A 24,683-nucleotide genomic window follows, 5' to 3' on the forward strand; every position below is an offset into this window, starting at 1 on the left:
TTGACTAATCGTAAGAAAAGAACCACTAAAAAGCGGCTCCTTACTCCACATCCCCGGTCCAAGTCGACATTCCTTCCGACACATTCAACACCTCATACCCAGCCTCATGCAAAATAGCACTCGCTTCCTGGGAACGGTTCCCCGTCTGGCAAATCACCACATACTCCTGATCTTCCGACAGCCCGGAAAACTCATCTTCTCTCAGCACACTAAGCGGCTTGTTCTCCGCACCGACAATATGCGCCTCCTCATACTCAAACGGCTCACGAACATCCAGCACCGTATAGCCCGCTTGCTGCTTGGCCTCGACCTCATCAATCGCAATCGTCTCGTACTTGCCGCTTCCGCACGCCCCAAGCATTAACACAATAAGCACCACTAACCCCAACCATCTTTTCATCTCGCGTCTTCCTTTCAGATCATTCTACTCGAATTGTATGTAATCCTGGCCGCAAACACCATTATTAAGCTCAAAAAAACACCTGAACAAAAGAGTTCAGGCGTTGACTTTGGGTGTCTCTAGATGCAAATAGCCTACTATCAAGGATGACGCTTCTTCAATCGTTTGGCACTCCCACGTTATTTCCTTCGACATATCGCGAATGACAAATTCCCCTGTGCTCGGTTCGCACTTAACGGTGAGAGTTTTGCCATCAGCAGAGTTGAAGGTTTGCGTGATTCGCACACCGCGGTATTCTAAAAGCGTAGATAAAAAGATACGGATACTTTCAAGCTTCATACGGAACGCCCCTTTCAGGTTATGTTCGTGGCTTTAGTAATTAATCCGGTCTATATAATCAAACTTAGATTATCATATACAATAAAGTTTAGCGAGTGCCAATCCTCCTCATTATCTCCTAGTAAATTCCACTAAAATAGTTTCAAATAATCGTTCTTTCTTTACCATCTCCCAAACCGCGTCAGCCCCGTCCGTCGCGAGAAGCTGCCGCAAAATCACCTTCGCCCCGAGCGGATTATTGCTCGCCGCTTCGGCGCGTGCGAGTTCGTACTGCGCCGGCACAAAGTCCGGACTGTCTCGAAGGAGCGGCTCCAGCAGCTCTTTCGCCCGCTTTCCGTCGCGTTTCGTCGAATAAGTCGATGCCCGAGCAAGGATAAGCCATTCCGCATAACGCAGCTCTTCCGGCAAGCTGTCTTCAAATGCAGCGAGCGCCGACGGATCGAACGACTCCAGCATATGCCATTTTCTCGTGTAGAGATCCGGATTGAACGGCTCGAGCCGAATTGCCCGGTCGAGTTTACCGAGTGCTGCGCGTCCACAGCTGAGTGCATCGAGCGCTTCGCTCCACCACGCGAGCATCTCGCCATCTAGTGGCCGTTGTTTTTCGAACTGCTCGAGCTGTTCGATGACCGCTTTAAAATGCCGGGGCTTTTTGGTTTCATGCGCATGCTGAAGGCTTGCGTAAATGAACAGCCGTTTCGCTTCGCCCGCCTTTTCTGCGAACGGCTTTAGTTCCTTCAGCGCATCTTTCGGCAAATCGAACATCAAGTAAAACTGCCCGAGCCGGAGTGCCGCCCCGTCGCTTTCCGGCATCAGCTCTGCCGCCGTATCGCACAGCTTGATGACGGTCCTTGAATAGACGATCCGCTTGCTGCGCAGGCGCAGACGAGTGATCCAGCCGTCCGCTTGTCCGCCCCCCTGCGCCCCGACTTTCAGTGCGACCTGGTCCGCTGCGTGGAGATATGCCTGGCCGAGCACATTTTTCGGCAAGGCTTTTTTCAAGCGCTTGGCCACATGTTGCACTTTATTGAGCGCTTCGAGTGCGGCGATATATTCTTCGTACAAATCCGTTTCTTCCGGCTCTTGTTCCAACAGTTCCTCCAAAAAATTCGCGGCGCGTTCCGCTTCGCCGTTGCGGTTCAAAAACTGCGCATACTGATAGCGCGACGGGAACGCGCCCGGCTCTTTCCCTGCCCGTTCGAAATACTGTTGCGCGGATTCCATATCGCCTGCCGCTTCTGCGACATGCGCCCGTGCTGCAAGCAGCCATTCCGCCGGCACCTGGTCTTCGATCCGCGTCAAGGTATCGCTCAGCCGTTTCAAATCCACTTCGCTGTCGGCGAATTCCGCGAGTTCCCACAACACGGCAGACAGCGGTTCGGCAGACAAATAATCGAGTGCCGCGGCGAACGCTTTATCGTTTTTCTCCAGTGCCTGGTAACAGCGCACCAAACCTCCGAGCGCTTGGGCGAATCCCGCTTCCTGCTCGGTCGCCCGCTCGTAAAACCCGATCGCTTCCTCGTAGTGCTGCGCCTCCTCGCTCATCAACCCGAGCTTTTGCAAGGCGAGCGGAAAATTTCCGGCCTGTTCATACAGGCGCTTGGCAAAACGCCAATTGCCCGCCATTTCGTGGAGCTCTGCTTCTAAGCAGTAAATATGCGGATCGTTGTTGCCGCGCAATCCTTTCAATCCCGCAATGGCGCCGTGGCGGACGGATGGGTCGGTGCCGAAATCCGCGTAGCGTTTCGCGAGCATGCGCAAGTCTTGCGTCTCGGCATCTATAAAGCCGCCTTCGATGAAAAGTAAGGCCTGCAATTTTCCTTGTGTGCTTTTCACTTGATCCCACGTGATATCCGCTGCGAGCACACGGTACACCGCGTCCGCTTTGTCGAGGTAACTGGTCAGCAGTCGAAGCGCTTCCCGGTCGCGCTTCTGGCCGAACAAGGCGTGCGCGATATGGACCGGTGTGAACAAATCGTTTGGGTCGAGTTCGAGCGCGCGCTTATACGCCGCTTCCGCCGTGGTGAAGTCATGCTGTTCGGTCGCGATATGTCCGAGATACAAGTGCAAGATGTCCTGCTCGCTATTCTTTGCCAATCCTTGTTCTATTGCAGCTTGCGCTTCACCCCAGCGCTCTTCCTCCATAAACAGTTCCGCCATCCGCAAATAGGCAAACGGCAAGCTCGGGTCTAGCGCCAACGCGCGGCGGTATGTGCGGAGTGCGTCTTCCGTTTTTTCCAGCGCCTGTTCGCAGCGCCCCATCTCGTAGAGGAAATAGCCGTCATCGGGATAGGCTTCGCTGAGTACTTTGAAACGGCGGAAGGCTTGTTCGATTGCACCGTATTCGAATTGGATAAGGCCGTGCGTAATTTGTGCGAATACATCTTCCGGCAATTGGTTGATGGCGATATTCGACCATTTATATGCCTGGAATATGCGCCCGCTTTCCAAATAGCAGCGCGCCAAATGGCTATAGGCGAGCGGCTGGTAATGGTCGAGTTCGATCGAGCGCTTGAGCAGCGGAATCGCCTGTTCGGTGTGTCCTTCGTTCATCGAAATCGCCGCCTGCAAAAACAAAGCGTACGGGCTTCTCGCGTGCGGCACTTTTTTCAAGGCGTCCAGTGCTTTGTCGCCTTGCTCTTTCTGGAAATACAGATGCGCTGCGAGCAGCGCGATTTCCGCGTCGTCCTGGCCAAATTCATCGTACAAACGGGTGAGCCATTTATCGTGCCACTCTTCATTTTGCCCGGGCAGTGCGAGCGTCAAGCCGACGACCGCCGCGTAACGCTCGTTTTCATGCTGCGCTAAAAACTTGGTGAATTTTTCTTCATCGATCGGATCTTCGTCAAGATAGTCGTACAGTTCCGTAAAGAACCGGTGCTCGGATTTATCCAGCATCGACGCCAGCTCTTGTCTCGATTCGTCTAAAAACACCATGCTCAACCCATCCGACAACCGGTACATCTTCGGCACTTCATCATAAGCGATGAGAAACGGGCCGAGGTCGTTCGGGTCCTGCACGGCGAGCGCTTGCAGACGGTCGTCATAGCCGACGACCACTTGGACGTGTGCGCTGTTTTCGATCATCATGCTCAGCAGCACCGGCACACCCTCGTCAATGAAGGTTTTATAATGCCCGATTGTGCCTTTGAAATAATGCGCCGTGAAGCCTTGCGTTTCCATATACGTCATCGTCGTCTGGAGTTTCGACCCCGTCACGTCGAACACATGCGCCGCGATGTCATCTTGCGTCGCCGTCTTGCCGAACGCCTGAAGCATCAACGACAGCGACGCCGGCACGCAGTAATTGAGCTTTTGCACTTCCGGCCTGAGCGGCAGTTTCTTATGCTGTCCTGCGGGGTCGATCTTCGCTTTCGTGTACAGGCTTTCTTTCAGTTCACCGGGATGCGCATCGATCCATTTTTCCAGTTCTTCGAAACGCTCGAGCTGATAGAGGCAATGCGCCGCGAGATGAATAAACTGCTTTTTGCGCGAATGATACGGATTTCTCCTCAAGACGCCATCCATTTCCGCCAGGCATTCGCTATAGCGGCCGAGCTGATGAAGCCTTCCAATCTGCTCTGTGCGAAATGCATGAACGTCCGGGAAACGCGCTTCGCCGCGGCCCAATAATTCCAATGCCTGCTCCGGCGCGCCGCGCATCGACAACAAATCTGCATACAGTAAATGGACGGTCGTGCTCCACCGGCGGTCCGTGTCATCTAGCGCGCTGACGAGTATTTGTTGCGCCTGGTCCCACTCGCCGCTGTAAATGGCGAAAAACGCTTGCTGGTCCGGGCGCGCCTCGCCGAGTTCTGTGATGCGCACAAGCTGCTCTTGTGCTTCTGGGATGCGGTTGAGCTGGCAATATACTTTCAGCAGCAAATGATGGGCATGCAAAAGATCTTCATTGTCGTAAGCGTGCGCATGTATCCCTTGGAGACGTGCGAGCATCTTTTCTTCCGCTTCTAGGCTGCGCCCGGTTTCCGCTAAGCGTGCACAATGCCACGCATAAGAGCGCAGCGTGCCGAAGCGCTTATAGCTGGTGCTCGCGAGCAGGTTGCTGTAGCCGTAAAGGTCCGTTTCGTCCGCCATGCGGATCAAGCGGTAAAATTCGTCCTCGGTCGGAATGTCCCCTAGAAATTCCTTGACCGCGCGAAGTGATTTCTTTGCCCATAACTCCCCGATAACGCGGATCATGTCATCTGCCGTTTCGATGTGAACAGTCGCCATCATGTCTCTCTATCCCCTTTTTTTATCCCCAATAAATTCGTGCAAAAGTCATCACTTATAATATTCCGCAAAACTACTGCGCTTTCCTGTGGGAATATCCACAGTTTTGCTCCATATCTTAAGCTGATATTTCATTGTTCTTATGAAGACATCCAACTCTATATTACTCGATATAATATTTTTTTAATTTTTTTACTATTCTTCTACAAATACAGCAGTTGATTAATTATATATCGGGATTTTCTAGGTCGCAATCACCATTTCCAGACGGTTCTATTTACTTAGGCATAGAAAAATCCGCCGAGGCAGTTTTTGCCTTGGCGGATTTGAATTTGTTGCTATTAAACTGTCATTCCGCGGGCTTCGCGGAAGGCGGTGATGCGTTGGTCTTTGATGATGCCGTCTTCGATGACGATTGCCCCCTGAACCATTTCAGAGCGCTTGCCTGCTAGAAGTTCATCGAGCATCGGCGCGAAGCCTGTGCTGAGGACTTTCGTGATCGTGTGAGGGAACATCGCCGGTGTGTTGTCGACTGCGTAATGAACGACGCCGTCGACTGTGTAGACCGGGTTGTCGATCGTTGTCGGGAGCGTCGTCTCGATTGCGAGTTCCGGGTCGCAGCTGACGTCGATGATCATTGCGCCTTTTTTCAAGCGCTTGAGGTCTTCGCGGTAGATGATGCGGTCAGTGCGTGTCGTGTCCCACATGATGCAGTTGACGAGCACGTCGTAATCGAACATCTTCTCGCGGAACAAAGCTTCTGATTTTCTGCCGTATACATCCACGTCCGCGCCAAGTCCGTGCAAGATGCGCATGGCACCTTTTCCAGTATGCCCGTTCCCGAGAATTGCGACACGCGTCTCGTACGGCATTTTGCCGCAATACTGATACGCTTGGAGCACTGCCGCTTCGCCAGCGACTTCGCGGTTGCGATAGAAAATATAGCGGCCGCCTTCAAACAATTCCTCCCACGCAACGACCGTATGCTTGCCTGCAATCGCGCCGTCCGTGAATTTGACGTCTTGGACTGCATGCGCCCAGCCGATCAACAACTTGCCGTCTTCCAATTGGTCGAAATAATCGGCGTAGCCGAGCTTGACGTCGACAATTGCATCGCACGCCAGCACGGTGTCGCGCGTCGCAATCGTTGCGCCCATGTCGCTATAATCCTCGTCAGTCAAACCGAGCACATCGCCGTAGCCTTGTTCAAAATACAAGCGTTCCGGATGCTCAACCTGAGCCAAATCTAACGGCAAAATCGCACGTCGCTTCTCGTTATTCTTGCGGCTAATTACAAATCCTATCGTCTTCAAAATCCATTCCCCCAGTTTCTCTCGGCAATGCCGTTAAGCCAATCGTATCATGAAAACCCTTCCAGTGGCACATGTCGAAGGCGCTAGTTAAGGCTTTTTCCGCACAACAAGAACAATGCCCCTCCAGTGGATGGAGGGGCATTGTTCTTGGCGGTGTCCCTGTGTCACACACAATTTCGGATATGTCCATTCCAGTACTGGAGCGGTTTCGGGTTCTGCGGGTTCCCTTTTTGTCCCTGTGTTACACACAATTCTGCGAAAGATTCTCTATCACACACAATTCTATATACTATTTTTTGCCCGTCCTTTATACTAAACGGGATCATATCTTCTAAGGAAAGAAGGGATTTTTATAAGCACTTTTTTCATTTCTCCGTATCCAGATTTCGCACCCCACAGAAGCTCTTTAGCCCCCATCGGAAATTTCACTCCTCCAGAAAGTTTTCGCCTTCCGCCAAACCTATGTCATCTTCATATTGCCTACATCACCCTATTTCACAGTTTGCCGGGCGGTGGTCAAACATGACGAGAAGACGAGAATTTAACCCCGATTCTTATTACCATGTCATTATGCGCGGCAACAACCGGCAGCCTATTTTCAGGACAAAAGAAGATATGCATGAATTGAAACGGGCATTTTTGTATGTTCATCAGCGTTACCCTTTCACGATTCTCGCCTGGTGTTTCATGACCAATCATTATCATATTTTGATTAAACCGAAGCAGGATTCGCTCAGCAAAATCATGAGCTTAGTGAATCGCCGCTATAGTCATTATTACGGCAAGCGCTACAGGCATATCGGGCGCATCTATCAAAAGCGCTTTTTCGCCAAGGAAGTCGCTTCGCCGCATGGTTTATTGGTCGTCAGCAGCTATATCCACCGCAACCCCATCCAGACAACCCAGCCCATGGTCAAGCGCCTGTCGCACTACCCGTATAGCTCATTCCCCTTCTATTGGAACGAAGATCTGCCAGCTCCTCCGTTTTTGGACCGCTACTTTCTATCCACGCTGCTGCCCGCCCCTCTCGAGCAAAACAACGCTGCTTATTGCCAATATTGCCTGAAATATACTCAAAAAGCTGAAGAAGACAAACATGTGGAAGAACTTGCCCCGCCGGAAATGTAACCGAACGGTAGGGTAGTTGCAGTGTCCCTGTGTTCCACACAATTTAAAGCCGCATCCAATCGCCGAAAAGGCGGTTGGATGCGGCTTATTTCGCGTTGAATTGCGCCTGACACAGGGACATCCGCACAGCGAATTCCTTCTATGACTGGGATCTTGCCCAGTGAATTGTGTCTGACACAGGGACACCCTCCACCACACCCACACACAACAGAAAATGCCCCTCCATCCACTGGAGGAGCATTCAGTTATTTCCCGTGCAACAAATTCAGGATTTCATCTTTATTGCGTTCAAAGCCGATGAAGTTATGGGTAAGTTTCTTGCCGAACAGGCCTTTTTTATAGAACGCGAACACCGGCACGATCTTGGCGCCGGATATTTTTTTCATGTCCTCTTCGAGTGCCGGGTTTGCGCCGACGTCTTTATGCTCATACGCGATGTTCTCTTCGGCCAAATACGTTTTAGCGTCCTGGCAATCCGAACAGGTCGGGCGCGTATAGAGGACCAGTTCCACTTTATTGTCCACTTTACTTCACACTCCTTCTATATATCTCTAGCCTTTTCCTTAAAGCACATCCATTAAACCGTCGCGGGCTTGAAGTTTTTCAAGCGCAAGGCGTTGAGCAACACCGATACAGAACTAAAGCTCATCGCTGCAGCGGCGATCATCGGGTTCAATAGCGGGCCGCCGAACAGATACAAGATGCCCATCGCAACCGGGATGCCGAGTACGTTATAGGCGAACGCCCAGAACAGGTTTTGCTTGATGTTTTTGATGGTCGATTTGCTTAGCTGGATCGCTGTCGGCACGTCCATCAAATCGCTGCGCATCAGGACGATGTCCGCGGATTCCATTGCAACGTCCGTTCCCGAGCCGATCGCGATGCCGATATCGGCTTGTGCGAGCGCCGGTGCGTCGTTGATGCCGTCGCCGGCCATCGCCACTTTATTGCCTTGTGCCTGCAATTTCTTCACTTCGTTCGCTTTTTCCTCCGGCAGCACTTCGCTCAATACTTGGTCGATGCCGACTTGCTTGGCGATCGCTGCGGCGGTCAATTTATTGTCGCCTGTCAGCATGACCACGCCGATTCCCATGTCCTGGAGTTTTCGTATGGCGTGGACACTTGACGGTTTCACCGTATCAGCAACCGCGATGAGGCCGGCAAATTCGCCGTCCACCGCGACAAACATTGGCGTCTTCCCTTGATTCGCCAAACGGTCGGATGCTGCTGCAAAGCTGCCCAGTGGAATCTCGTAATCGTCCATCAGTTTGCGGTTGCCGAGCCGTACAAGCTTGTCTTCGATACCGACTTCGATGCCGTGGCCCGGAATGGCCGTAAAGCGCTCGACTTGTTTCAGCGGCAAATTCTGCTGCTCCGCGCTTTTTACAATCGCTTCGCCGAGCGGATGCTCCGAGCCTTTTTCAGCTGATGCGGCAAGGCTCAACAGTTCATCTTCCGACAACCCGTTCTGTGCAACAAGCACATCGGTCACGGTCAGTTTGCCTTCGGTGATGGTCCCGGTTTTATCGAAGACGATCGTGTCGATGGCGTGTGTCGTCTCGAGCGCGCCTCCGCTTTTGATCAAGACGCCATGTTCTGCGCCTTTGCCGGTGCCGACCATGATGGCGGTCGGTGTCGCAAGCCCGAGTGCACAAGGGCACGCGATGACCAGGACGGAAATCGCGATTGTGAAGGCGAACAAGCCTGTCTGTCCGCCGATATACCAGGCAAGGCCGGAAAAAATTGAAATCGCGATGACGATCGGCACGAAATAGCCGGAAATGATGTCCGCCATTTTGGCGATCGGCGCTTTCGACCCTTGGGCGTCTTCCACCAATTTGATGATCTGTGCCAAAGCGGTGTCTTTGCCGACTTTCGTCGCTTCGTAGCGGATCGTGCCGTTTTTGTTGATGCTCGCTCCGATGACGCGGTCACCGGCAGCTTTTTCGACCGGCATGCTTTCACCCGTCAGCATCGATTCATCGACCGCTGTCGCACCTTCCACGACGATACCATCGACCGGCAATTTCTCGCCCGGTTTGACGATAACCACGTCGCCTGTTTCGACGGCGTCCACGGAAATTTCCGTTTCCACGCCGCCTCGGACGACGATCGCCGTTTTCGGTGCCATGCCCATTAGTTTCTTGATCGCTTCAGACGTTTTCCCTTTGGACAAAGCTTCAATATATTTCCCTAATGTAATCAACGTCAATATGACCGCAGCGGATTCGTAATACAGCTTCATCGTGTAGCCCGCATCGCCCATCAAGACGAAAACGGTTGCGATGACACTATAGAAAAATGCCGCACTGGTTCCGAGCGCAATGAGGGAATCCATATTCGGATGGCCTTTGAACAAAGTCTTGAAGCCGACCGTGAAGAAGCTCTTGCCGAGAATCATTACCGGAATCGTCAGCACCAGCTGCGCCAGCACAAAGTTCACCGGGTTCAGCATTGGGTCGACCACACCAGGTAGCGGCATGCCGATCATATGCCCCATCGAAATCAATAATAGTGGAATCGTCAAGGCGCCGGACAGCCAGAAGCGCTGCCACACCGAGTCGATGTGCTGCTGTTTTTTCGCACGGTCCTGGTCAGCAGACGATTCGCCGTCCACTTTCTCGACCGCTGCGTAGCCGGCATCTACTACCGCGGCTTTAATGTCTTTTACGGACACTTGCTGCGGGTCAAAGCGGATGACCATCTTCTCCGTCGCCATATTGACGTTCGATTCGGCGACACCCTCGAGTTTTCTCGTCGCTTTTTCCACCGATTGCACACAGGACGCACAGGTCATCCCTTCGATGGTGAAGGTTTTCGTCTCGGTAGCGGCGAGCGCTTTATAGCCAGCCTGTTCCACCGCGCTGTAAATCTCTTCTATTGAAACCGCCTGTTCATCAAAGCGGACTTTTAATTTCTCTGTAGCGAGATTGACGCTCGCTTCTTCCACGCCGGTCAATTTCCCGGCGGATTTCTCGACGGACTGGGCGCATGATGCGCACGTCATCCCTTCGATCGTCAGTAATTTCTCCATTTTGTTCCACCTCTTAAACTATATTATGAGTGCGTACTGCATCGGCACTGGCCCGGCACACAATTGCATGCCACTTCGTCGACGGCGTGTTTCTTTTTGTCGTCCAATACCGCCTGGATGAGTTCGACATCCTTGTGGCTCAACGCGGCACCCGCCAGCATGTCGGCGATGGTGTTGCCCGCCTGCTTGTGGCAGATTTGCTCAAAAAGCCGCTCCGCCGCCGTTTTCACGCTATCTTCTTCGCTGATCGCGGCTGAATAAATGTATTTATTGCCTTGCGGTTCCGCGAGCAGGAAGCCTTTTTTCACGAGGCGCCCGATAAAGGTCTTGGCCGTCGCCGGCTTCCAGTCCTTTTTCCGCTCCAGCACATCCACGATGTCTTTGCTCGTCGCATTACCGAGCGTCCAGACGACACGCATGATTTCCCGCTCCGATGCGGTCATTTCTACTTTTTCTTGAATCGCCATGAAAATCCCTCCAAATCGTTTACGCTTGTAATCGAATAACCTTAGTTTACAACTGTAATCGTTTTTTCGTCAACCCATCTGTTTGCATCCAATATCCGCTCCAGCGATTCACGTGTCCAAACCCTCTAGTTGCAGTGTCCCTGTGTTCCACACAATTCCGGAGCCACCACTGCGGAAATTCCCTTCTACTGCAAAGGATCTGGGAGATATCTTTGCGGATGTGTCCCTGTGTTCCACACAATTTAAAGCCGCATCCAATCGCCGAAAAGGCGGTTGGATGCGGCTTATTTCGCGTTGAATTGCGCCTGACACAGGGACATCCGCACAGCGAATTCCTTCTATGACTGGGATCTTGCCCAGTGAATTGTGTCTGACACAGGGACACCCTCCAACACCCTCCAAGAAAGCACAAAAAAACGCCCCCAGCTTTCGCCAGAGACGGTTTCCCTTATTTCAAAAACTTCGAGCCTTCCAAATTCAATGCATCTGCGACCGGGCAATAATAGGTGACGCCTTCTCCGACTTTTTGGGCGCCGAGAAACGCCAAGCTAAGCTGCGCGCAGGACGTGCCTTCGCGCGCCATTTTCGCGGTGGAATAGGCGAGCAGCGTCAAACCGCCTGCGATGCGCAGCATCGAGTTGTACGTGCCGATATTTTGCTTCATCGAATAACCTCCTTAAGAGTTGTCATCAGTATGGAAGTTCCCGTTCTGTAGCATGCGTAAACGGATTGTCACATTGCGGACCTTTATGAATGCTTAATTTTCGCAAATAAACAGAATAGCCGAATATTTCCTTATTTATTTTCTCTTCCATTTTCGCTACAATAGAACTACTAGAGTCTCTAAGAAGGGGATTTTTCCTTGAAGCTTAAAAAGCGCTTTATCTGGTTACTGGCACTGGCATGTCTCGGCTTACTATTGATCGCGTTCACGCCATTTCCCTCTGGCGGCGCCATCGAAGTGGTTTCGGACGGAGATTCATTAAAATCAATTAAGCTTTATATATTAGATTATCATATTAAGTCGAACGGCTAGAAAATAAAAATAGCTCAAGTGGGTACACAGTAGTTAACGCGAATCAACTAAGGAGTGTCCCCAAATGAGCTATGCCCACATCATATCACGGGAACGGGTGCTAATCGAGAGTTATTGCCTGGAAGAGCAATCGCTGTCTTACATGGCGAAACAGTTGAAACGAAGTAAAAGCACCATCCACTATGAATTGAAACGCTGTAAGCCATATAACGCCCTTTTGGCACAGGCTGATTACGATACCAAGCGGGAAAACTGCGGCTCTAGACGATCCGTCAATTCAGAAGACGTCGACTATACTCTGGCTAAGCTAAAGCTGGGCTGGTCGCCTGAAAGCATCGTCAGACGGTACTGGAAAACGCACAAGAAACCCTTTCCCCTCAGTATTTCAAGTATTTACCGATACGCAGCACTCGATCTGTTCAACCTGTCCCAAAAGCTGTTGATCCGCAAAGGACGAAAGCTGAAAAACAACGTCACGGAGACCCGGGGCAAGATGCCCCGCCTGAAAAAGATCCATGCGCGCTTGGCGCCCCGAAGCCAAGTGGGACATTGGGAAGTCGATACCGTTATCGGCAAGTCGCACAAGAGCCAGATCCTTACCTTGACTGAACGCACCACCCGTTTCGAGATTATCTACAAGCTGGCTGCGAAGACGGCCAGTGAAACCGCGCAGGCCATTATCCAGGTGTTGAAAAACCTGCCAAAGAAAGTGGTGAAGTCCATCACCGCCGACCGGGGCAAGGAATTTCATCTGTGGGAAGAAGTTGAGAAAGGACTGGAAGTTCCGTTTTACTTCGCCGATCCTGGAGTGCTCGGCCAGCGCGGCACCAACGAAAACAGCAACGGTCGCATTCGCCGCACGTATCCCAAAGGAACCGACTTCAGCCGGATGACCCAGAAGGAGATCCTGGACTTTCTCTTGGTCTTCAATCAGCTCCCCCGAAAAGTACTGAACTACAATACGCCGTTTGAGGTATTCATGAGCTTCTTGCCGTGTTCGACTTAAATTGACAAACGGAATATCAAAAAAATAGTTTTTGAAATTTTTTCATTATTCCCCATAAAATTGTTATAATTACCCTAACAAAATATTAATAGTTAGAAGTTTTTATGGACATCATGAACAGAACGCAAATAGACTGACTCCCTATTATGCGGAAGCTGAAAAAATAATGTTTCACCTTCATCAATAGAAAAGCTTACTTATCAAAGCCTGCTTTTTTAATCGATTTTCTGCAGTAAGCTAAAACTTCTCAACAACATGCAGAATTCAAACAAAGGAGAAAGTCATGCCAGAACAATTATTGCTCAAAATCAAAAACAACATTAAGCCGCAATGGAAGACAGCTTTTTGGTCTTCTATTGTCATTGGCTTTCTATGTCACTTATATATATTCACCAACGCCCTACCTAATCATGACGGTTTACTCAATACATACAGCTCTCAGGAAAAATTCTCCTCTGGCCGTTTTTTTCTGTCTCCTTTTAGCGGCATTGGTTCGTACTTCGACCTACCTTGGATCAACGGCGCTCTATCCATTCTCTATTTAGCGTTCGCCGCAGTCGCCATTACTGAATTATTCGGCTTGCGTAAAAAGCTCTCGATCATCTTATCGGCCGGGCTGCTCGTGACTTTCCCCACAGTCACCTCGACTTTCTCTTATATGTTTACTGCTGATGCTTATATGCTTGGCTACTTAGTCACCGTCCTCTCTTTAGTAGCTGCCAAGAAATACAAGTACGGGTTTATACCAGGCGCGCTGCTTTTCTATGTAAGTGTCGGTGTCTACCAAGCCAACTTACCGTTTCTTCTGACACTAGTCACGGTATTCTTACTGAATGAAGTCTTGTGCCGCAAAGCAAATATGAAAACATTCACCACTTACTTTTTCCGCTTCTTTGCAGTCATGTTCATCGGGATGGCGTTGTATGCGATAAGTTTCAAAGCCTATACGACCTTCTTTTCAGGAGCGATCTCCGACTATCAAGGATTAAATGAAATAGGGGATAACCCGCCTACACTTCTGGAAGCCTTTTCTTTGATTCATGAATCCTTCATGCACTTTTTCTTCCGTGGATTTATTTCAGATATGCCGGTGAATCTCTTTGAAGTGTTGAACGTCCTTACATTCCTCGCCATCTTCATTGGCTTTATCTGGTTTGTCTATAGTCACAAGATCCATCGTCATGTTCCATTATTCATGGTTTCGATTGTCTTGTTGCTTAGTCTGCCTTTGTCTGCCTATAGCATGTATTTCGTTTCCCCAGATGTCAGCTATCATATGCTGATGGTTATGGGCTTGCTAAGCTTTTACCTTCTACCGGTTGTTTTTTACGATAGTTATACTCCCGCGAAGTTTATTACGCCGCTTCTCTCGTGGAGCACCTTTCTGCTCTCGGCACTCCTTGTTTTCAATTTTGCGGTGATTGCCAACATCTCTTACTTTAATATGAACTTGAAATATGAGAAGTCCTACGCATTCTTAAATCGTGCAGTCGACCGCATTGAACAAACTGAAGGCTTTAATGGGGCCACAAAACTCGCTGTTCTAGGCAGAATAAAGATGGATGAAAGCATCAGCACAGAAGAAGTATATGAAAGTGTCCCTAAGATGACAGGGATGTTAGGAAGCCGATTTTTAGCCCACCCCCTCCATTATGAAAGAATGATGAAAAATTACTTTGGGATATCCTATGATTTGGTCACCGATGAAGAGAAAAATGATATTCTTTCCAGTGCGTTATACGATGAAATGGAGATTTGGCCAGCCGCTAGTTCAGTTCGAATTGTTGACGATACGGTCATCATAAAATTGAATAAATAAATACAAATGTGAAAGGTAGACACATATGACAAACCCATTAAAATGAACTGTATGCGGTTTTCAATGGACTCATTTTCTTGGAACGATTCAAGCATTTTCTGAAAGCATGTACCGGACATCTCATTTTTTAGTGAACGGGCAACAGAAAGTACAAGCGAATGTTCCCAACGAATATCGAACCTAGGGTAATATTCACCTACTCTTTTGGTGCGAAGACAATCATGCATTCGCCAAAATTTTTGACGGCCACAAAGGCATCGTTTACTTGGACGACAACCAGTTAATTGATGACTTCACGGCTCATATCAACGCACTAAGCGATGAGAACCGATCAACTCTTTTCATTAGCGACCATGGCATCTCTTCCGAACTTAGCATTTTCCTAACTAAAGAGAAGTAACGACAAAAAGAGCAACCTCCTGGTCTAAAGGAAGGTTGCTCTTTTCTGTAACATTCAATAAAAATCAAGAGAGTGATATAAAGCTGTCCATTTCCTCATGGCGGTACGGCACTTCGATTTCCTGTACAAGCGGAACCGGTCGGTTGCTGCCTGAAGGATGGTCTTTACATGTAGCTTGAGTTCCATCACCTGGCGTTTCGGGAACAAGAAGACCAGCTTCCCTGCCTCTTCAATCGCCATCGGCACTTCACCGTTTCCGGAACGGATCACCGGATAGGTTTCAATGCGGCAACATTCCCCATCCTGATTCTTATACTGTCTCATAATTTTTCTAAAACCTGATAAAGAGAATTTCAATCAGTGTGAGGTCGTCATTCACACTGATTATTAATTGATCTAATCGGACCGTTAAAGCGGGGATTAATTTTTGCAAGATCAATGATGCGCCCACATCCCAATACAGGACAAAAAAGCCTACCCAGAAGGCAGACAATTGTAAATACTTGGAACACCCCATCTTTCCCTTCAAGTCACAGTTCCTTCGCCTTCTTATCAGCCATCCTCATCCCAATCTTCACTCCGAATATGGCACCCACGATTGCCCCGATTACAGCGCCGACATAGGCGGCCAACTCATACCCTTCTATCCCAATTTTTTCATAGATATCGAGGCCACCTAAAAACGTTCCTCCCACTACTAAGCCGAGGAAACCGCCACCGATAATTCCTGCTATGAAACCTAGCAACCCGCCGATGATACCCGGCAATCGTTTCTTTTTCATAACTAAGCCACCCCTTTTCTTGTCTTAAACTCTCGCTGAAAAAGTCCTGAATCACTACTTAGTATTCTGCCGCTCTTGCTTATCTTCTTCATCGCTTCAGTAATTCCTCTATGATCTTCACCTATGACTATTTGCGCAAAAAAATAAAGAAATGTAAATATTAATAGAATATTCGAACTATTAGTTTTATACTATGTATGAAGTACAAGAAAAGAAAGGGAGGGTTTTATGAAAAGGCTAATCAAAATCATTACTGCTGTTTTGCTTGTCAGCTTGCTGTCATCTCCTGCTGCTTTCGCCAAAAGTGATAATGCCAAAGAGTCGCTTGTTGCGGTGGGCGATTCGATTCCGTTCGGCTACAACCTGGGACAGACCAATAAAAATCCCGCAAAAACCAGTTATCCTTATTTGATCGGCAAACTAAGCGATTTAAGGGTCCGCAACCTCGGTGTTCCGGGATGGCAGTCGGACCAGTTATTGACCGCCTTGCAAACCAATCAAAAATACCGGCAAGCCATCATCCACTCGGATTATGTCGCGGTGACTATCGGCAGTAACGATTTTTTGGAAATTCTGCGGGCTGCTGCGGCAGAAAGCGGCGGGAATCAAGTTCTGTTCCAGCAATTACTGCAACAAAAGCTAAACAATAGTGATGTTTTCGACAATATCACCCAGATCATCCAAGAAATCCGCGCGCTGACAGACTCGCCAATCGTTTTATACAATGTCTACAACCCTTTCCAGTTGAATGATCCGCTCCACTTTGTCGCAGATGCTTTTCTTCCACAGATTAACGCCGCCTTTGCAGGACTGGCATTCTCTAACCAAGATGTCTACCTGGCTGATGCTTACACTGCATTCGGCAATGACCAAGCCACATACGTCTTGCCAGGAGACATCCATCCGACCGAAGCCGGACAGGCCAAACTTGCTGAAATCGGCTTGCAAGCTTTCGGGCTCTACTAAGTTAATGAAACACGAAAAAGCTGCAGCCTTGTTTTATAAGGCTGCAGCTTTTTCATATCGTAAAACTATTTTTCTAGCCGGATCTCCAAAACTATCCGTAATGATTTCCTCAAGTTTCATAGTCCACCCTCAGGCAGACTTTTCCTCACCGAAAACGATCTTCCACATACCGCGCTTCCTGCTCAGCCGTCATCAGCCCTGTCGCTCTTCCGACGCTGCCGTTATGCCAGTCCCAGATGGTGTTGTGGACGGTGACAGCGTTGGTAAAGTCTCCTTGCTCCCAGGCTGTTAAGGTTTTTTCGTAAAAGGCACTTTGTTTATAGATGCCTTCATTAACCCGCGCGATCTTCAGCATATTGTCGATCGTCTCCGGTGTCATTTCAATCGCGCCGCGTTTTTTGTCGGCGACGATTTTTTGGTGCGTCATTTGGTGAAGCATCGTCTGGAACCGGCCTTCATCCATCCCTATTGTGGCAGGTGTCGCACCGGATTTCGGAGCTTCCGTATCCTCTTCTTGCTCCAGCTGCTGTCCCGCCTGTTTTGCAGCTTCATTGATTTCTTTATCCGGCGATGTCAGGCTTTGAAACGCATAATACCCCGCCGCCCCGAGCCCGCCTAGTACCACTAAGGCAATAATCATCGTTTTTAATACAGTCTTCAAAGTTCCACTTCCTTCCTTCCACCGAGGAGCTCTTCATCATTAAATGAGTTTCTCCAGCAGAAGCGATTTAAATCAGCAAGGACTATTATACAGGATGCGGCAATGAAATGCTGTCTTTTCAACATCTTTCTTCCTATCGAATTCTCCTTTCTATATTACTCGAGAACTTCTTTTTTTCCATTTATTAAAAATATAACCTAACTTGAATTTAAATATCCAACCTCAACTCTATATTGGATTGTTATACTTGAACCATAGTCACTTATACATAGAATAATGAAATGCATTCAGCAAGAAAGGATCCTCCGAATGAACCGAAAAAAACGCACCCGCCTGATCATCGGCCTCCTACTGATCGTCATCTCACTGCCGTCCATCACGCCGATGCTCATGGAATATGCCTACAGAATCGAAATGAATATGCGCTACGACATCACAGAATTGAACGCCCATTACGCCGGAGCCCCGGACGATACCCACTTCAACGGAAACATCATCCGGGCTTCACATATCGCAACAGGTGAACCCTATCTTGACGGCTGGGACGATCTTGTTCATCCGGCCGATATCCGCATCACCGTGGGTGGAGAAACGGTCGAAACGCTGGAAAACTACCCGGTCCAATTGTTCCAATCCGAAATCGCTGTAGAAGGGCTCGACCGCTATACGCATTACCTCACCTACTGGACCGTCGAAGACCGCCTCACCGGCGACGATTTCTTTGCCATCAATATTTGGCAAAACGGCTATGACACAAAACAACACGGTGACGGAGAAGTGATGGAAGGCTACGTCGACTTAGAAGACCTCGAATACAAGCTCATCACCATCCAACAAGACGGCACGGTCGACGAAGAGCTTTTCTCTTTTGAAAACAAATCTAAGCTGCAAACGCAATTGATCACGGAGCAATACAGCGGACCGATCAATTATCATTTGCCGCCTGGCTATTATTATCCTTCGCTCTTATATCCATTGATTTATCCTTGGTTGACGACTTTGGTTGGGCTGGTTCTTGTGATCTTCAATTTACCTTATGGACTGCGCAAAAAGAAAGCATGAATCAGCGCCTGCGTAAGATGATATTAGAGTGAAAATTCTTGCTATTAAGTTTGCGTATGATATAACTAACTTAAATTCAACTATAAAGGAGGTCTTTTATGGAAAAAGTAGCGGTTATTACAGGTTCAGGCAGTGGTTTAGGAAAAGGCATCGCACAGCGGCTGGCTAAAGACGGTTTCAAAGTGGTGTTGAACGACATCAATGAAGAGTTATTGAACCCGACGCTTGAAGAGTTTAAGACTGAGGGCTATGAAGCGATCGGTGTCCAAGGGGATGTCTCCAAAAGAGCGGATCAGTTTAAGTTGGTGGAAGAGGCCGTGAAGGCATTCGGGCGATTGGATGTGTTTATCAATAATGCGGGAATTGATGTCGTTACTCCGTTTTTGGATATCGACGAAAATCAATTGACGAAAACTTTTGCCGTTAATGTCAATGGCGTGGTTTTTGGCACTCAAGCCGCTGCGGAACAATTCATCAAACAAGGCAGCAAAGGCAAAATCATCAATGCCGGCAGCATCGCCAGCCACGAATCCTACGACATGCTGTCCACCTATTCGGCGACCAAGCATGCCGTCAAATCATTCACCCATTCGTCTGCCAAGGAATTGGCAAAACACAATATCCGTGTTAATGCTTATTGCCCCGGTGTAGCCGGAACAGCGATGTGGGACCGCATCGATGAACAAATGGTGAAATATTATGATGATATGGAGCCGGGCGATGCGTTCAAAAAATTCTCAGGAAATATTCTTTTGGGACGTTCACAAGAACCGGAAGACGTTGCCAACTTAGTGTCATTCCTGGCATCCGACGACGCCGATTACATCACAGGGCAAGCCATTGTGACAGACGGCGGCTTAGTCTTCAGGTAACAATCCCGAAGTTGCCTCACATATTCTTTATCCCCGCTGATCAGACAAGCAAGATTGCTGATCAGCGGTTTTTTTCGTTATGCATTTTTCAGCTGAAATAGGGGTCTGTGAATGGATAAAGCCTTACCTGGAAACTCTCGATCGATCAAACTATTTCGTCGCCGAAGGTTTCACCCCTTCAGGAACCGGGCAGAAATAAGGAAATGCTTGCGCTGAAATTCGCAAGCTCACCAGTTATTTTTGTATGCATGGCTGCTATGACGTGCTTGAGTATATGCTTTTTGATATTGCTGATTCTCGGGCGGACATGTTGATTCCGGCTGGATACCCAAATCCTGGACAACCTCCTTTTCAAGCCCCGGAATCCAAGAGAAATTCCAAAGGAGTGTAAATCATGAAAAAGAAGATTCTCATCTACGGAGTCGGGCCATTCGGCAGTTTGTTCGCCGAGCGCCTGGCTGAGGCAGGGCATTCGGTTTTTCTGCTTGACCACGGGGAGCGGCAGCAGGAGTTGAAGAGTTTCGGCATCGTCATCGAAAACACGGCAACCGGAGCACAGACCGTTACGCATTTGCCAGTCGTCGAACAACTCGCTCCAGAGGACCATTACGATCTGGTCATTGTGCCGATGCGCAAAAACCGCGTTTACGATATCGTGCCTGCGCTGGCCGCCAACAAAACAGTGCCGACCTTCCTGTTCATGATGAATAACGCGGCCGGGCACGAGGAATTTATCGAATCACTCGGCGTAGAACGGGTGATGGCCGGCTTCCCCCTTCCCGGCGGCTTTAAAAAAGGGCATGTGATGCACATGCTGCCAGTCAAAGAAAACAAGCCGACCGTTTTGCCGATTGGTGAAGTCGACGGCAGTATTACAGCCAGAACGCGCGAAGTCGCAGCGATTCTGGATACGATGCGCGGCTTCCGGGCGGAAATACGCACGGACATCGATGCCTGGCTGAAAACGCACGTGGCCATTCTCGTTCCGACCTTGGCTCCGGCTCTTTACGCCTGCAATTCAGATTTGGTGCATTTCGCCATGACCCGGGATGCGCAAGTGCTGATGAAGCGCGCACTTCACGAAGCGTTGCTGGCAACCAAGAAGGCGGGAGTTCCGATCACTCCACCGGGGATTCGGCTGATGGACTGGGTTCCTGAACCGCTCTTTGTTCTCGCCTTCAGCAAAGCGGACAGCAGTGCAACGCTCAAAAATGCCGTGGGACATTTAAGGACGGCAAGGGATGAAGTCGAACATTTGACCAACGAGTTCTATGCCATGATCCATCCCGGGCATACGCCGACCCCGACTATGGACCAGCTGACGGAGTATTCATTCGGCTTTAAAGACCCCCTGCCTGCCGGCTCGAACAACATCCCGCTGCGTTGGGGACCCGTATACGGAGCCGTTGCCGGGATTGCCGCCACTGTTGGGTTGGTAGTATTGCTGAGGAGAAGAAACCGAAGCATTGGTGATGAATAAAGTTGATGTCAATGGACAGCATATGGATGTGCGATGTTGAAGTTAAATATGAAAAAACGCCTAAAGTTTTTATAATATTCTGATAAAACCATACGCATAATCACTCGAAAATGATATACTGTATCAGATTGTTATTAATTCGGAATTTTTATAAAAATACTCTTTTACGTCATATCAAAAGGAGGTCAAGTTTTCCTATCAGCAAAAAAGCTCTATATAGTTTCGGTGAATGAATCGTACGTTGAACATGTCGCGGCTTTTACAAAACTATACAAAAAGGAGCAATGATCATGAAAAAGAAAATTCTTATTTATGGCGTCGGACCTTTTGGCAGTTTATTTGCGGAGCGCCTTGCAGAAGCTGGCCATTCCGTTTCCTTGCTTGACCACGGAGAGCGGCAGCAGGAGTTGAAGACTCACGGAGTCGTCACCCAAAATACGGATACCGGTGTGCGGACGGTTACGCATCTGCCGGTGGTAGAAAGCCTTAACAAAGAGGATTATTACGACCTCGTCATTGTGCCGATCCGAAAAAATAAGGTTTCCGCTATACTGCCTGTGCTGGCGGCCAATAAAAAAGTGCCGACATTTTTGTTCATGATGAACAATGCCGCCGGGCAACAGGAATTTATCGACGCACTCGGCAAAGAACGCGTAATGGCGGGCTTCCCGCTTCTGGGCGGATTTAAGAAAGGCCATGTCATGCACATGATGCCGGTTGAAAAAAAGCAGCCCACCGTATTGCCGATTGGCGAGGTAGATGGCAGTATCACCACCAGAACCCGTGAAGTGGCGAAGATTTTAAGTTCCATGCGCGGTTACCGGGTGGAAATACAGAAAGACATCGATGCCTGGTTGAAAACACAAGTTGCCCTACTGATTCCGACGTTCGCTCCGGCTGTTTATGCGTGCAATTCAGACATGGAACATTTTGCGGCGACACGGGATGCGCGAATTCTCATAAAACGCGCGCTGCATGAGTCACTGCAGGCCATGGAAAATGCAGGGATTCCAATCACACCTCCTGCGTTTCGGATGATGGACAAAATTCCTGAACCGCTTTTCGTGCTCGCTCTCGGCAAAGCGGCCACCACGCCGCCATTCGAGAATGCCATGGAGCATTTGAAGGATTCAGAAGATGAGATCGCTTATTTAACGGACGAGTTCTATACGATGATCAAACCCGGCAACACACCGACGCCGATTTTGGACGAGTTGACGCAATACACATACGGCAAGAAAGACCCTCTTCCTGTCGGCTCGAAAGACATTCCGCTCAATTGGAAACCGATTTACAGAGCTGCAATCGGCATTGCCGCTGTTGCCGGTGTAGCAACGCTGATCAAGAAGCAACGAAACGGCAACGGCAATGGCAAGCGCCATTCACGAGCCGCTTAACTCTGCAAAACAGCGCTGGATCCATGGTTAATTAAAATTACCCCATCACAAAGACTGCCATATGGAAGACTCAAACCCATTTTCTAAATTTAAAATGCACCTCCACCGTTAGCCGCAGCTAACAATGGAGGTGCATTTTTTTGTGTCATGTTGCGACTAATAAAAACCACAGTTAGGTTGCCTTTGTATCTAGAGAACTCACTAGAATAAAATAGCGGCTTCACAAGCCCTAGCTGTTCATTACTTGTCATTTTCCAAGTTGCGCTCCATATAATCCCTGCCCCAATCATACATTGATTCAAGAATAGGCATCAGGCTTTGGCCTTGCTCGGTGAGGGAATACTCCACTTTTGGCGGAACGACCGGATACACTTCACGATGGACAATCAAATGGTCTTCTAGTTCACGCAGTTGATTGACCAGCATCCGTTGTGTGATGCCCGGCATCAGTTTTTTCAACTCGCCGAAGCGTTTGGTGCCTGTTTTCCCCAAATGCCATAACACCAGCATCTTCCACTTTCCGCCAATGATCGAAAGTGTCAATTCTTTTTCGCAATTAAAGCTTTTTTCTCCCAAGTTGGGCATTGCCTTCTCCACCATTCTTAGCCAATTTCCATGTATTTTATGAAAAATAATCTGTTCAATGTCTACGGCGTCGTGATTATACTACCACAGCCCAGTTGGCATCCCTTCACACGCTGTTTAGCTTTCGGAATTCACGAGAGCCGCACGTGGTTCCAAAATATACTTGTTGATTGCGTGAAGCACTCCCTCTTCGTTATTGGAAAAGCTCGTGTAATCAGCCAGTTCTTTCAATTCCGCTACCGCATTGCCCATGGCGATGCCAAAACCGGCCGACTTCACCAGTTCAGAATCATTGTGGTTATCCCCGATGCCAATGATTTCTGAACGGTCGATGCCGAGCTGTTGCGCTAAGAAAAGCAGGGCACTGCCTTTGTTCGCTTCCGGATTCGTCACTTCAAGATAGTGTGATTTTGATTTCTCGACCCAAGCCTCTTCACCAAACAAGGCCTGCAATTCATTTTGCAAAAGGTCCAGGCCATCCGTTTCGTTGATAAACAACAATTTGGTAAACCCTTTTTGGGCCAGCTTGAGCAGGTCCGGTTCGATCGTATAAGGCACTTTCACCTCTTTGGAATAAGCCATCACCTCAGCAGTTTCCACGGCGCTATAGAGAACATCATCTTGATACACTTGCAGATGCATGTTTTTGTCAGCGGCGATGCGGATTAACTGTTCGGCAATCTCAAAGGATACCAATCGCTCACGAAGAACTTCCCCGCCAGTTGCCGCCTGGATCATGGCCCCTTGATAGGTGATCAGCGGTGCATCAATGCCTAGCTCCAGTGCAAAGCGTTTAGCGGAAGGGTACATTCTTCCCGTCGCAATCGTTACGACGATCCCTAGTTCCATCGATTTTTGAATAGCTGTTACGGTATCTTGTGAAATCGTCAACCCGTCTGTCAGCAGCGTTCCATCGAGGTCGATTGCAATCATTTTGTACATAAACTTGCTCCTTCAAACAGCAAGACTCTAGCAGGTGAAGCATCTGTGCCGACTAATTTCAACGGCGCTGCGACCATATAATAGTCGCCTTGCTCGACTTCTTTTAATCGCAAACCTTCTATTATAATGATGTCTTTATCAAACAAGATTTTATGTGTCGGATGCCCTTCTTGGCTTCTTTCAATTCCGAGTGCATCGATGCCGATGCCTCGAACGCCCAACTCGGCTAGATACGACGCTCCGTCTTGCGCCAAAAACACAAAGTCGAAATTAAAGCTGTCGTCAAATGAATTTGTCGTTTTAAACAATACGAAATCGCCTTGTTCGAGCTCGAAGCCTTCCAGGTCTGCTCGCGAAATCCCGTTCGTCACGTTCGTCAAGTCCAACACTTTGCAGTCGCCGACAAGGCTTTCCATCGAAATCGATTCAAAAGTGTCGCCGTCAGGCTGCATGTGCAGCGGCGCGTCGATATGGGTCCCTGTATGGACATCCATCTCTAATCGAGTTTCCGTCACGTAGCCATTTGTCCCTTGGTTAAGCTTTGGCTGTTTTTCCGGTTTGTCTTTATATACGGCCATTCCTTCATAAATGGCACCTGTTACATCATGTATTTTCATTCGATTCATCCTTTCGTTGCTGTTATTCATTCCATAACTTTCTCACGGCAGTGAGCTAGTTGTCCACTGGAAATGCTTGCACTATAAGTTAAACTGACAAGTTTTTTCTCTAGATATTCCGCAAAACCGCTCCGCTTTCCTGTG

Annotated in this window: 23 protein-coding genes; 9 read left to right on the plus strand and 14 right to left on the minus strand. The window is 49.0% G+C overall.

What is annotated here, in order from left to right; genetic code table 11:
• Window positions 1-40 precede the first annotated feature (40 nt).
• The 4 genes from J7E21_RS00005 to J7E21_RS00020 all read right to left on the minus strand — a co-directional run bounded on the left by J7E21_RS00005 (window position 41) and on the right by J7E21_RS00020 (window position 6,285).
• Window positions 41-400: a rhodanese-like domain-containing protein gene (locus J7E21_RS00005; RefSeq protein WP_215103579.1), complete on the minus strand. Its 360-nt coding sequence runs from the start codon at window positions 398-400 to the stop codon at window positions 41-43.
• Between the two features lie 96 nt (window positions 401-496).
• A complete protein-coding gene (locus tag J7E21_RS00010) occupies window positions 497-739 on the minus strand; it encodes a hypothetical protein (RefSeq protein WP_215103580.1) in 243 nt (80 codons plus the stop codon).
• Between the two features lie 111 nt (window positions 740-850).
• A complete protein-coding gene (locus J7E21_RS00015) occupies window positions 851-4,975 on the minus strand; it encodes a tetratricopeptide repeat protein (RefSeq protein WP_215103581.1) in 4,125 nt (1,374 codons plus the stop codon).
• Window positions 4,976-5,313: 338 nt separating this feature from the next.
• Complete coding sequence (locus J7E21_RS00020) at window positions 5,314-6,285, minus strand: N(5)-(carboxyethyl)ornithine synthase (RefSeq protein WP_215103582.1); 972 nt, start codon at window positions 6,283-6,285, stop codon at window positions 5,314-5,316.
• A 522-nt stretch (window positions 6,286-6,807) separates the two neighbouring features.
• On the opposite strand from J7E21_RS00020, the gene J7E21_RS00025 reads away from it, so the two are divergent.
• On the plus strand, window positions 6,808-7,413 hold the full coding sequence (locus tag J7E21_RS00025; protein ID WP_215103584.1) for a transposase: 606 nt from the start codon (window positions 6,808-6,810) through the stop codon (window positions 7,411-7,413).
• A gap of 245 nt (window positions 7,414-7,658) precedes the next feature.
• Here the strand turns inward: J7E21_RS00025 and J7E21_RS00030 are convergent, their stop codons facing one another.
• From J7E21_RS00030 to J7E21_RS00045, 4 genes are all read right to left on the minus strand, one after another.
• Window positions 7,659-7,937 carry a glutaredoxin family protein gene (locus J7E21_RS00030; RefSeq protein WP_215103585.1) on the minus strand — a complete coding sequence of 93 codons (279 nt, stop codon included), beginning with the start codon at window positions 7,935-7,937 and terminating at the stop codon, window positions 7,659-7,661.
• 53 nt (window positions 7,938-7,990) lie between these two features.
• Window positions 7,991-10,447, minus strand: a complete 2,457-nt coding sequence (locus J7E21_RS00035) for a heavy metal translocating P-type ATPase (protein WP_215103586.1) — start codon at window positions 10,445-10,447, stop codon at window positions 7,991-7,993.
• Between the two features lie 23 nt (window positions 10,448-10,470).
• Window positions 10,471-10,914, minus strand: coding sequence for a CopY/TcrY family copper transport repressor (locus tag J7E21_RS00040; protein WP_215103587.1), 444 nt, complete (start codon window positions 10,912-10,914; stop codon window positions 10,471-10,473).
• Window positions 10,915-11,362: 448 nt separating this feature from the next.
• Window positions 11,363-11,578, minus strand: a complete 216-nt coding sequence (locus J7E21_RS00045) for a YgaP family membrane protein (protein ID WP_215103588.1) — start codon at window positions 11,576-11,578, stop codon at window positions 11,363-11,365.
• A gap of 198 nt (window positions 11,579-11,776) precedes the next feature.
• Between J7E21_RS00045 and J7E21_RS00050 the strand changes: the two genes are divergently transcribed.
• From J7E21_RS00050 to J7E21_RS00060, 3 genes are all read left to right on the plus strand, one after another.
• Complete coding sequence (locus J7E21_RS00050; RefSeq protein ID WP_215103589.1) at window positions 11,777-11,950, plus strand: hypothetical protein; 174 nt, start codon at window positions 11,777-11,779, stop codon at window positions 11,948-11,950.
• Between the two features lie 64 nt (window positions 11,951-12,014).
• Window positions 12,015-12,956, plus strand: a complete 942-nt coding sequence (locus J7E21_RS00055; RefSeq protein WP_215103590.1) for an IS30 family transposase — start codon at window positions 12,015-12,017, stop codon at window positions 12,954-12,956.
• A gap of 283 nt (window positions 12,957-13,239) precedes the next feature.
• Window positions 13,240-14,775 (plus strand): glucosyltransferase domain-containing protein, encoded by a 1,536-nt coding sequence (locus J7E21_RS00060; protein WP_215103591.1) that lies wholly within the window; start codon window positions 13,240-13,242, stop codon window positions 14,773-14,775.
• A gap of 454 nt (window positions 14,776-15,229) precedes the next feature.
• Here J7E21_RS00060 and J7E21_RS00065 read toward each other — a convergent pair whose 3' ends face one another.
• Together J7E21_RS00065 and J7E21_RS00070 are read right to left on the minus strand one after the other, a co-directional pair.
• Entirely contained in the window at window positions 15,230-15,499 is a 270-nt protein-coding gene (locus tag J7E21_RS00065) for a hypothetical protein (RefSeq protein ID WP_215103592.1), read from the minus strand.
• Between the two features lie 206 nt (window positions 15,500-15,705).
• Window positions 15,706-15,957, minus strand: coding sequence for a hypothetical protein (locus J7E21_RS00070; protein ID WP_215103593.1), 252 nt, complete (start codon window positions 15,955-15,957; stop codon window positions 15,706-15,708).
• Between the two features lie 228 nt (window positions 15,958-16,185).
• Between J7E21_RS00070 and J7E21_RS00075 the strand changes: the two genes are divergently transcribed.
• Window positions 16,186-16,923: an SGNH/GDSL hydrolase family protein gene (locus J7E21_RS00075; RefSeq protein WP_215103594.1), complete on the plus strand. Its 738-nt coding sequence runs from the start codon at window positions 16,186-16,188 to the stop codon at window positions 16,921-16,923.
• 145 nt (window positions 16,924-17,068) lie between these two features.
• On the opposite strand, the gene J7E21_RS00080 is transcribed toward J7E21_RS00075, so the two are convergent.
• Complete coding sequence (locus J7E21_RS00080) at window positions 17,069-17,584, minus strand: DUF6241 domain-containing protein (protein ID WP_215103596.1); 516 nt, start codon at window positions 17,582-17,584, stop codon at window positions 17,069-17,071.
• 309 nt (window positions 17,585-17,893) lie between these two features.
• On the opposite strand from J7E21_RS00080, the gene J7E21_RS00085 reads away from it, so the two are divergent.
• The 4 genes from J7E21_RS00085 to J7E21_RS00100 all read left to right on the plus strand — a co-directional run bounded on the left by J7E21_RS00085 (window position 17,894) and on the right by J7E21_RS00100 (window position 22,395).
• On the plus strand, window positions 17,894-18,646 hold the full coding sequence (locus J7E21_RS00085) for a hypothetical protein (RefSeq protein ID WP_215103598.1): 753 nt from the start codon (window positions 17,894-17,896) through the stop codon (window positions 18,644-18,646).
• 98 nt (window positions 18,647-18,744) lie between these two features.
• On the plus strand, window positions 18,745-19,518 hold the full coding sequence (locus tag J7E21_RS00090; protein WP_215103600.1) for an acetoin reductase: 774 nt from the start codon (window positions 18,745-18,747) through the stop codon (window positions 19,516-19,518).
• Between the two features lie 394 nt (window positions 19,519-19,912).
• The gene (locus J7E21_RS00095) at window positions 19,913-20,998 is read left to right on the plus strand and encodes a ketopantoate reductase family protein (protein ID WP_215103602.1); all 1,086 of its coding nucleotides are present in this window, start codon (window positions 19,913-19,915) and stop codon (window positions 20,996-20,998) included.
• Window positions 20,999-21,288: 290 nt separating this feature from the next.
• Window positions 21,289-22,395 (plus strand): ketopantoate reductase family protein, encoded by a 1,107-nt coding sequence (locus J7E21_RS00100; protein WP_215103604.1) that lies wholly within the window; start codon window positions 21,289-21,291, stop codon window positions 22,393-22,395.
• Window positions 22,396-22,635: 240 nt separating this feature from the next.
• Here the strand turns inward: J7E21_RS00100 and J7E21_RS00105 are convergent, their stop codons facing one another.
• The 3 genes from J7E21_RS00105 to J7E21_RS00115 all read right to left on the minus strand — a co-directional run bounded on the left by J7E21_RS00105 (window position 22,636) and on the right by J7E21_RS00115 (window position 24,539).
• A complete protein-coding gene (locus J7E21_RS00105) occupies window positions 22,636-22,980 on the minus strand; it encodes a winged helix-turn-helix transcriptional regulator (protein ID WP_215103605.1) in 345 nt (114 codons plus the stop codon).
• Between the two features lie 117 nt (window positions 22,981-23,097).
• Window positions 23,098-23,922, minus strand: a complete 825-nt coding sequence (locus tag J7E21_RS00110) for a Cof-type HAD-IIB family hydrolase (protein WP_215103606.1) — start codon at window positions 23,920-23,922, stop codon at window positions 23,098-23,100.
• Window positions 23,910-24,539, minus strand: a complete 630-nt coding sequence (locus tag J7E21_RS00115; RefSeq protein ID WP_215103607.1) for a cyclase family protein — start codon at window positions 24,537-24,539, stop codon at window positions 23,910-23,912. Before J7E21_RS00115 ends, J7E21_RS00110 begins: the two co-directional genes overlap by 13 nt.
• Between the last annotated feature and the right edge of the window lie 144 nt (window positions 24,540-24,683).

The organism is Planococcus sp. ISL-109 (genome assembly GCF_018613655.1).
GTDB lineage: Bacteria > Bacillota > Bacilli > Bacillales_A > Planococcaceae > Planococcus.

What these genes read in the sequence shown, in the direction of transcription:
- J7E21_RS00005 (WP_215103579.1), bottom strand. Translation starts at nt 400, where the DNA reads ATGAAAAGATGGTTGGGGTTAGTGGTGCTTATTGTGTTAATGCTTGGG.
- J7E21_RS00010 (WP_215103580.1), bottom strand. Translation starts at nt 739, where the DNA reads ATGAAGCTTGAAAGTATCCGTATCTTTTTATCTACGCTTTTAGAATAC.
- J7E21_RS00015 (WP_215103581.1), bottom strand. Translation starts at nt 4,975, where the DNA reads ATGATGGCGACTGTTCACATCGAAACGGCAGATGACATGATCCGCGTT.
- J7E21_RS00025 (WP_215103584.1), top strand. Translation starts at nt 6,808, where the DNA reads ATGACGAGAAGACGAGAATTTAACCCCGATTCTTATTACCATGTCATT.
- J7E21_RS00035 (WP_215103586.1), bottom strand. Translation starts at nt 10,447, where the DNA reads ATGGAGAAATTACTGACGATCGAAGGGATGACGTGCGCATCATGCGCC.
- J7E21_RS00040 (WP_215103587.1), bottom strand. Translation starts at nt 10,914, where the DNA reads ATGGCGATTCAAGAAAAAGTAGAAATGACCGCATCGGAGCGGGAAATC.
- J7E21_RS00045 (WP_215103588.1), bottom strand. Translation starts at nt 11,578, where the DNA reads ATGAAGCAAAATATCGGCACGTACAACTCGATGCTGCGCATCGCAGGC.
- J7E21_RS00055 (WP_215103590.1), top strand. Translation starts at nt 12,015, where the DNA reads ATGAGCTATGCCCACATCATATCACGGGAACGGGTGCTAATCGAGAGT.
- J7E21_RS00060 (WP_215103591.1), top strand. Translation starts at nt 13,240, where the DNA reads ATGCCAGAACAATTATTGCTCAAAATCAAAAACAACATTAAGCCGCAA.
- J7E21_RS00065 (WP_215103592.1), bottom strand. Translation starts at nt 15,499, where the DNA reads ATGAGACAGTATAAGAATCAGGATGGGGAATGTTGCCGCATTGAAACC.
- J7E21_RS00070 (WP_215103593.1), bottom strand. Translation starts at nt 15,957, where the DNA reads ATGAAAAAGAAACGATTGCCGGGTATCATCGGCGGGTTGCTAGGTTTC.
- J7E21_RS00075 (WP_215103594.1), top strand. Translation starts at nt 16,186, where the DNA reads ATGAAAAGGCTAATCAAAATCATTACTGCTGTTTTGCTTGTCAGCTTG.
- J7E21_RS00085 (WP_215103598.1), top strand. Translation starts at nt 17,894, where the DNA reads ATGAACCGAAAAAAACGCACCCGCCTGATCATCGGCCTCCTACTGATC.
- J7E21_RS00090 (WP_215103600.1), top strand. Translation starts at nt 18,745, where the DNA reads ATGGAAAAAGTAGCGGTTATTACAGGTTCAGGCAGTGGTTTAGGAAAA.
- J7E21_RS00095 (WP_215103602.1), top strand. Translation starts at nt 19,913, where the DNA reads ATGAAAAAGAAGATTCTCATCTACGGAGTCGGGCCATTCGGCAGTTTG.
- J7E21_RS00100 (WP_215103604.1), top strand. Translation starts at nt 21,289, where the DNA reads ATGAAAAAGAAAATTCTTATTTATGGCGTCGGACCTTTTGGCAGTTTA.
- J7E21_RS00105 (WP_215103605.1), bottom strand. Translation starts at nt 22,980, where the DNA reads ATGCCCAACTTGGGAGAAAAAAGCTTTAATTGCGAAAAAGAATTGACA.
- J7E21_RS00110 (WP_215103606.1), bottom strand. Translation starts at nt 23,922, where the DNA reads ATGTACAAAATGATTGCAATCGACCTCGATGGAACGCTGCTGACAGAC.
- J7E21_RS00115 (WP_215103607.1), bottom strand. Translation starts at nt 24,539, where the DNA reads ATGAAAATACATGATGTAACAGGTGCCATTTATGAAGGAATGGCCGTA.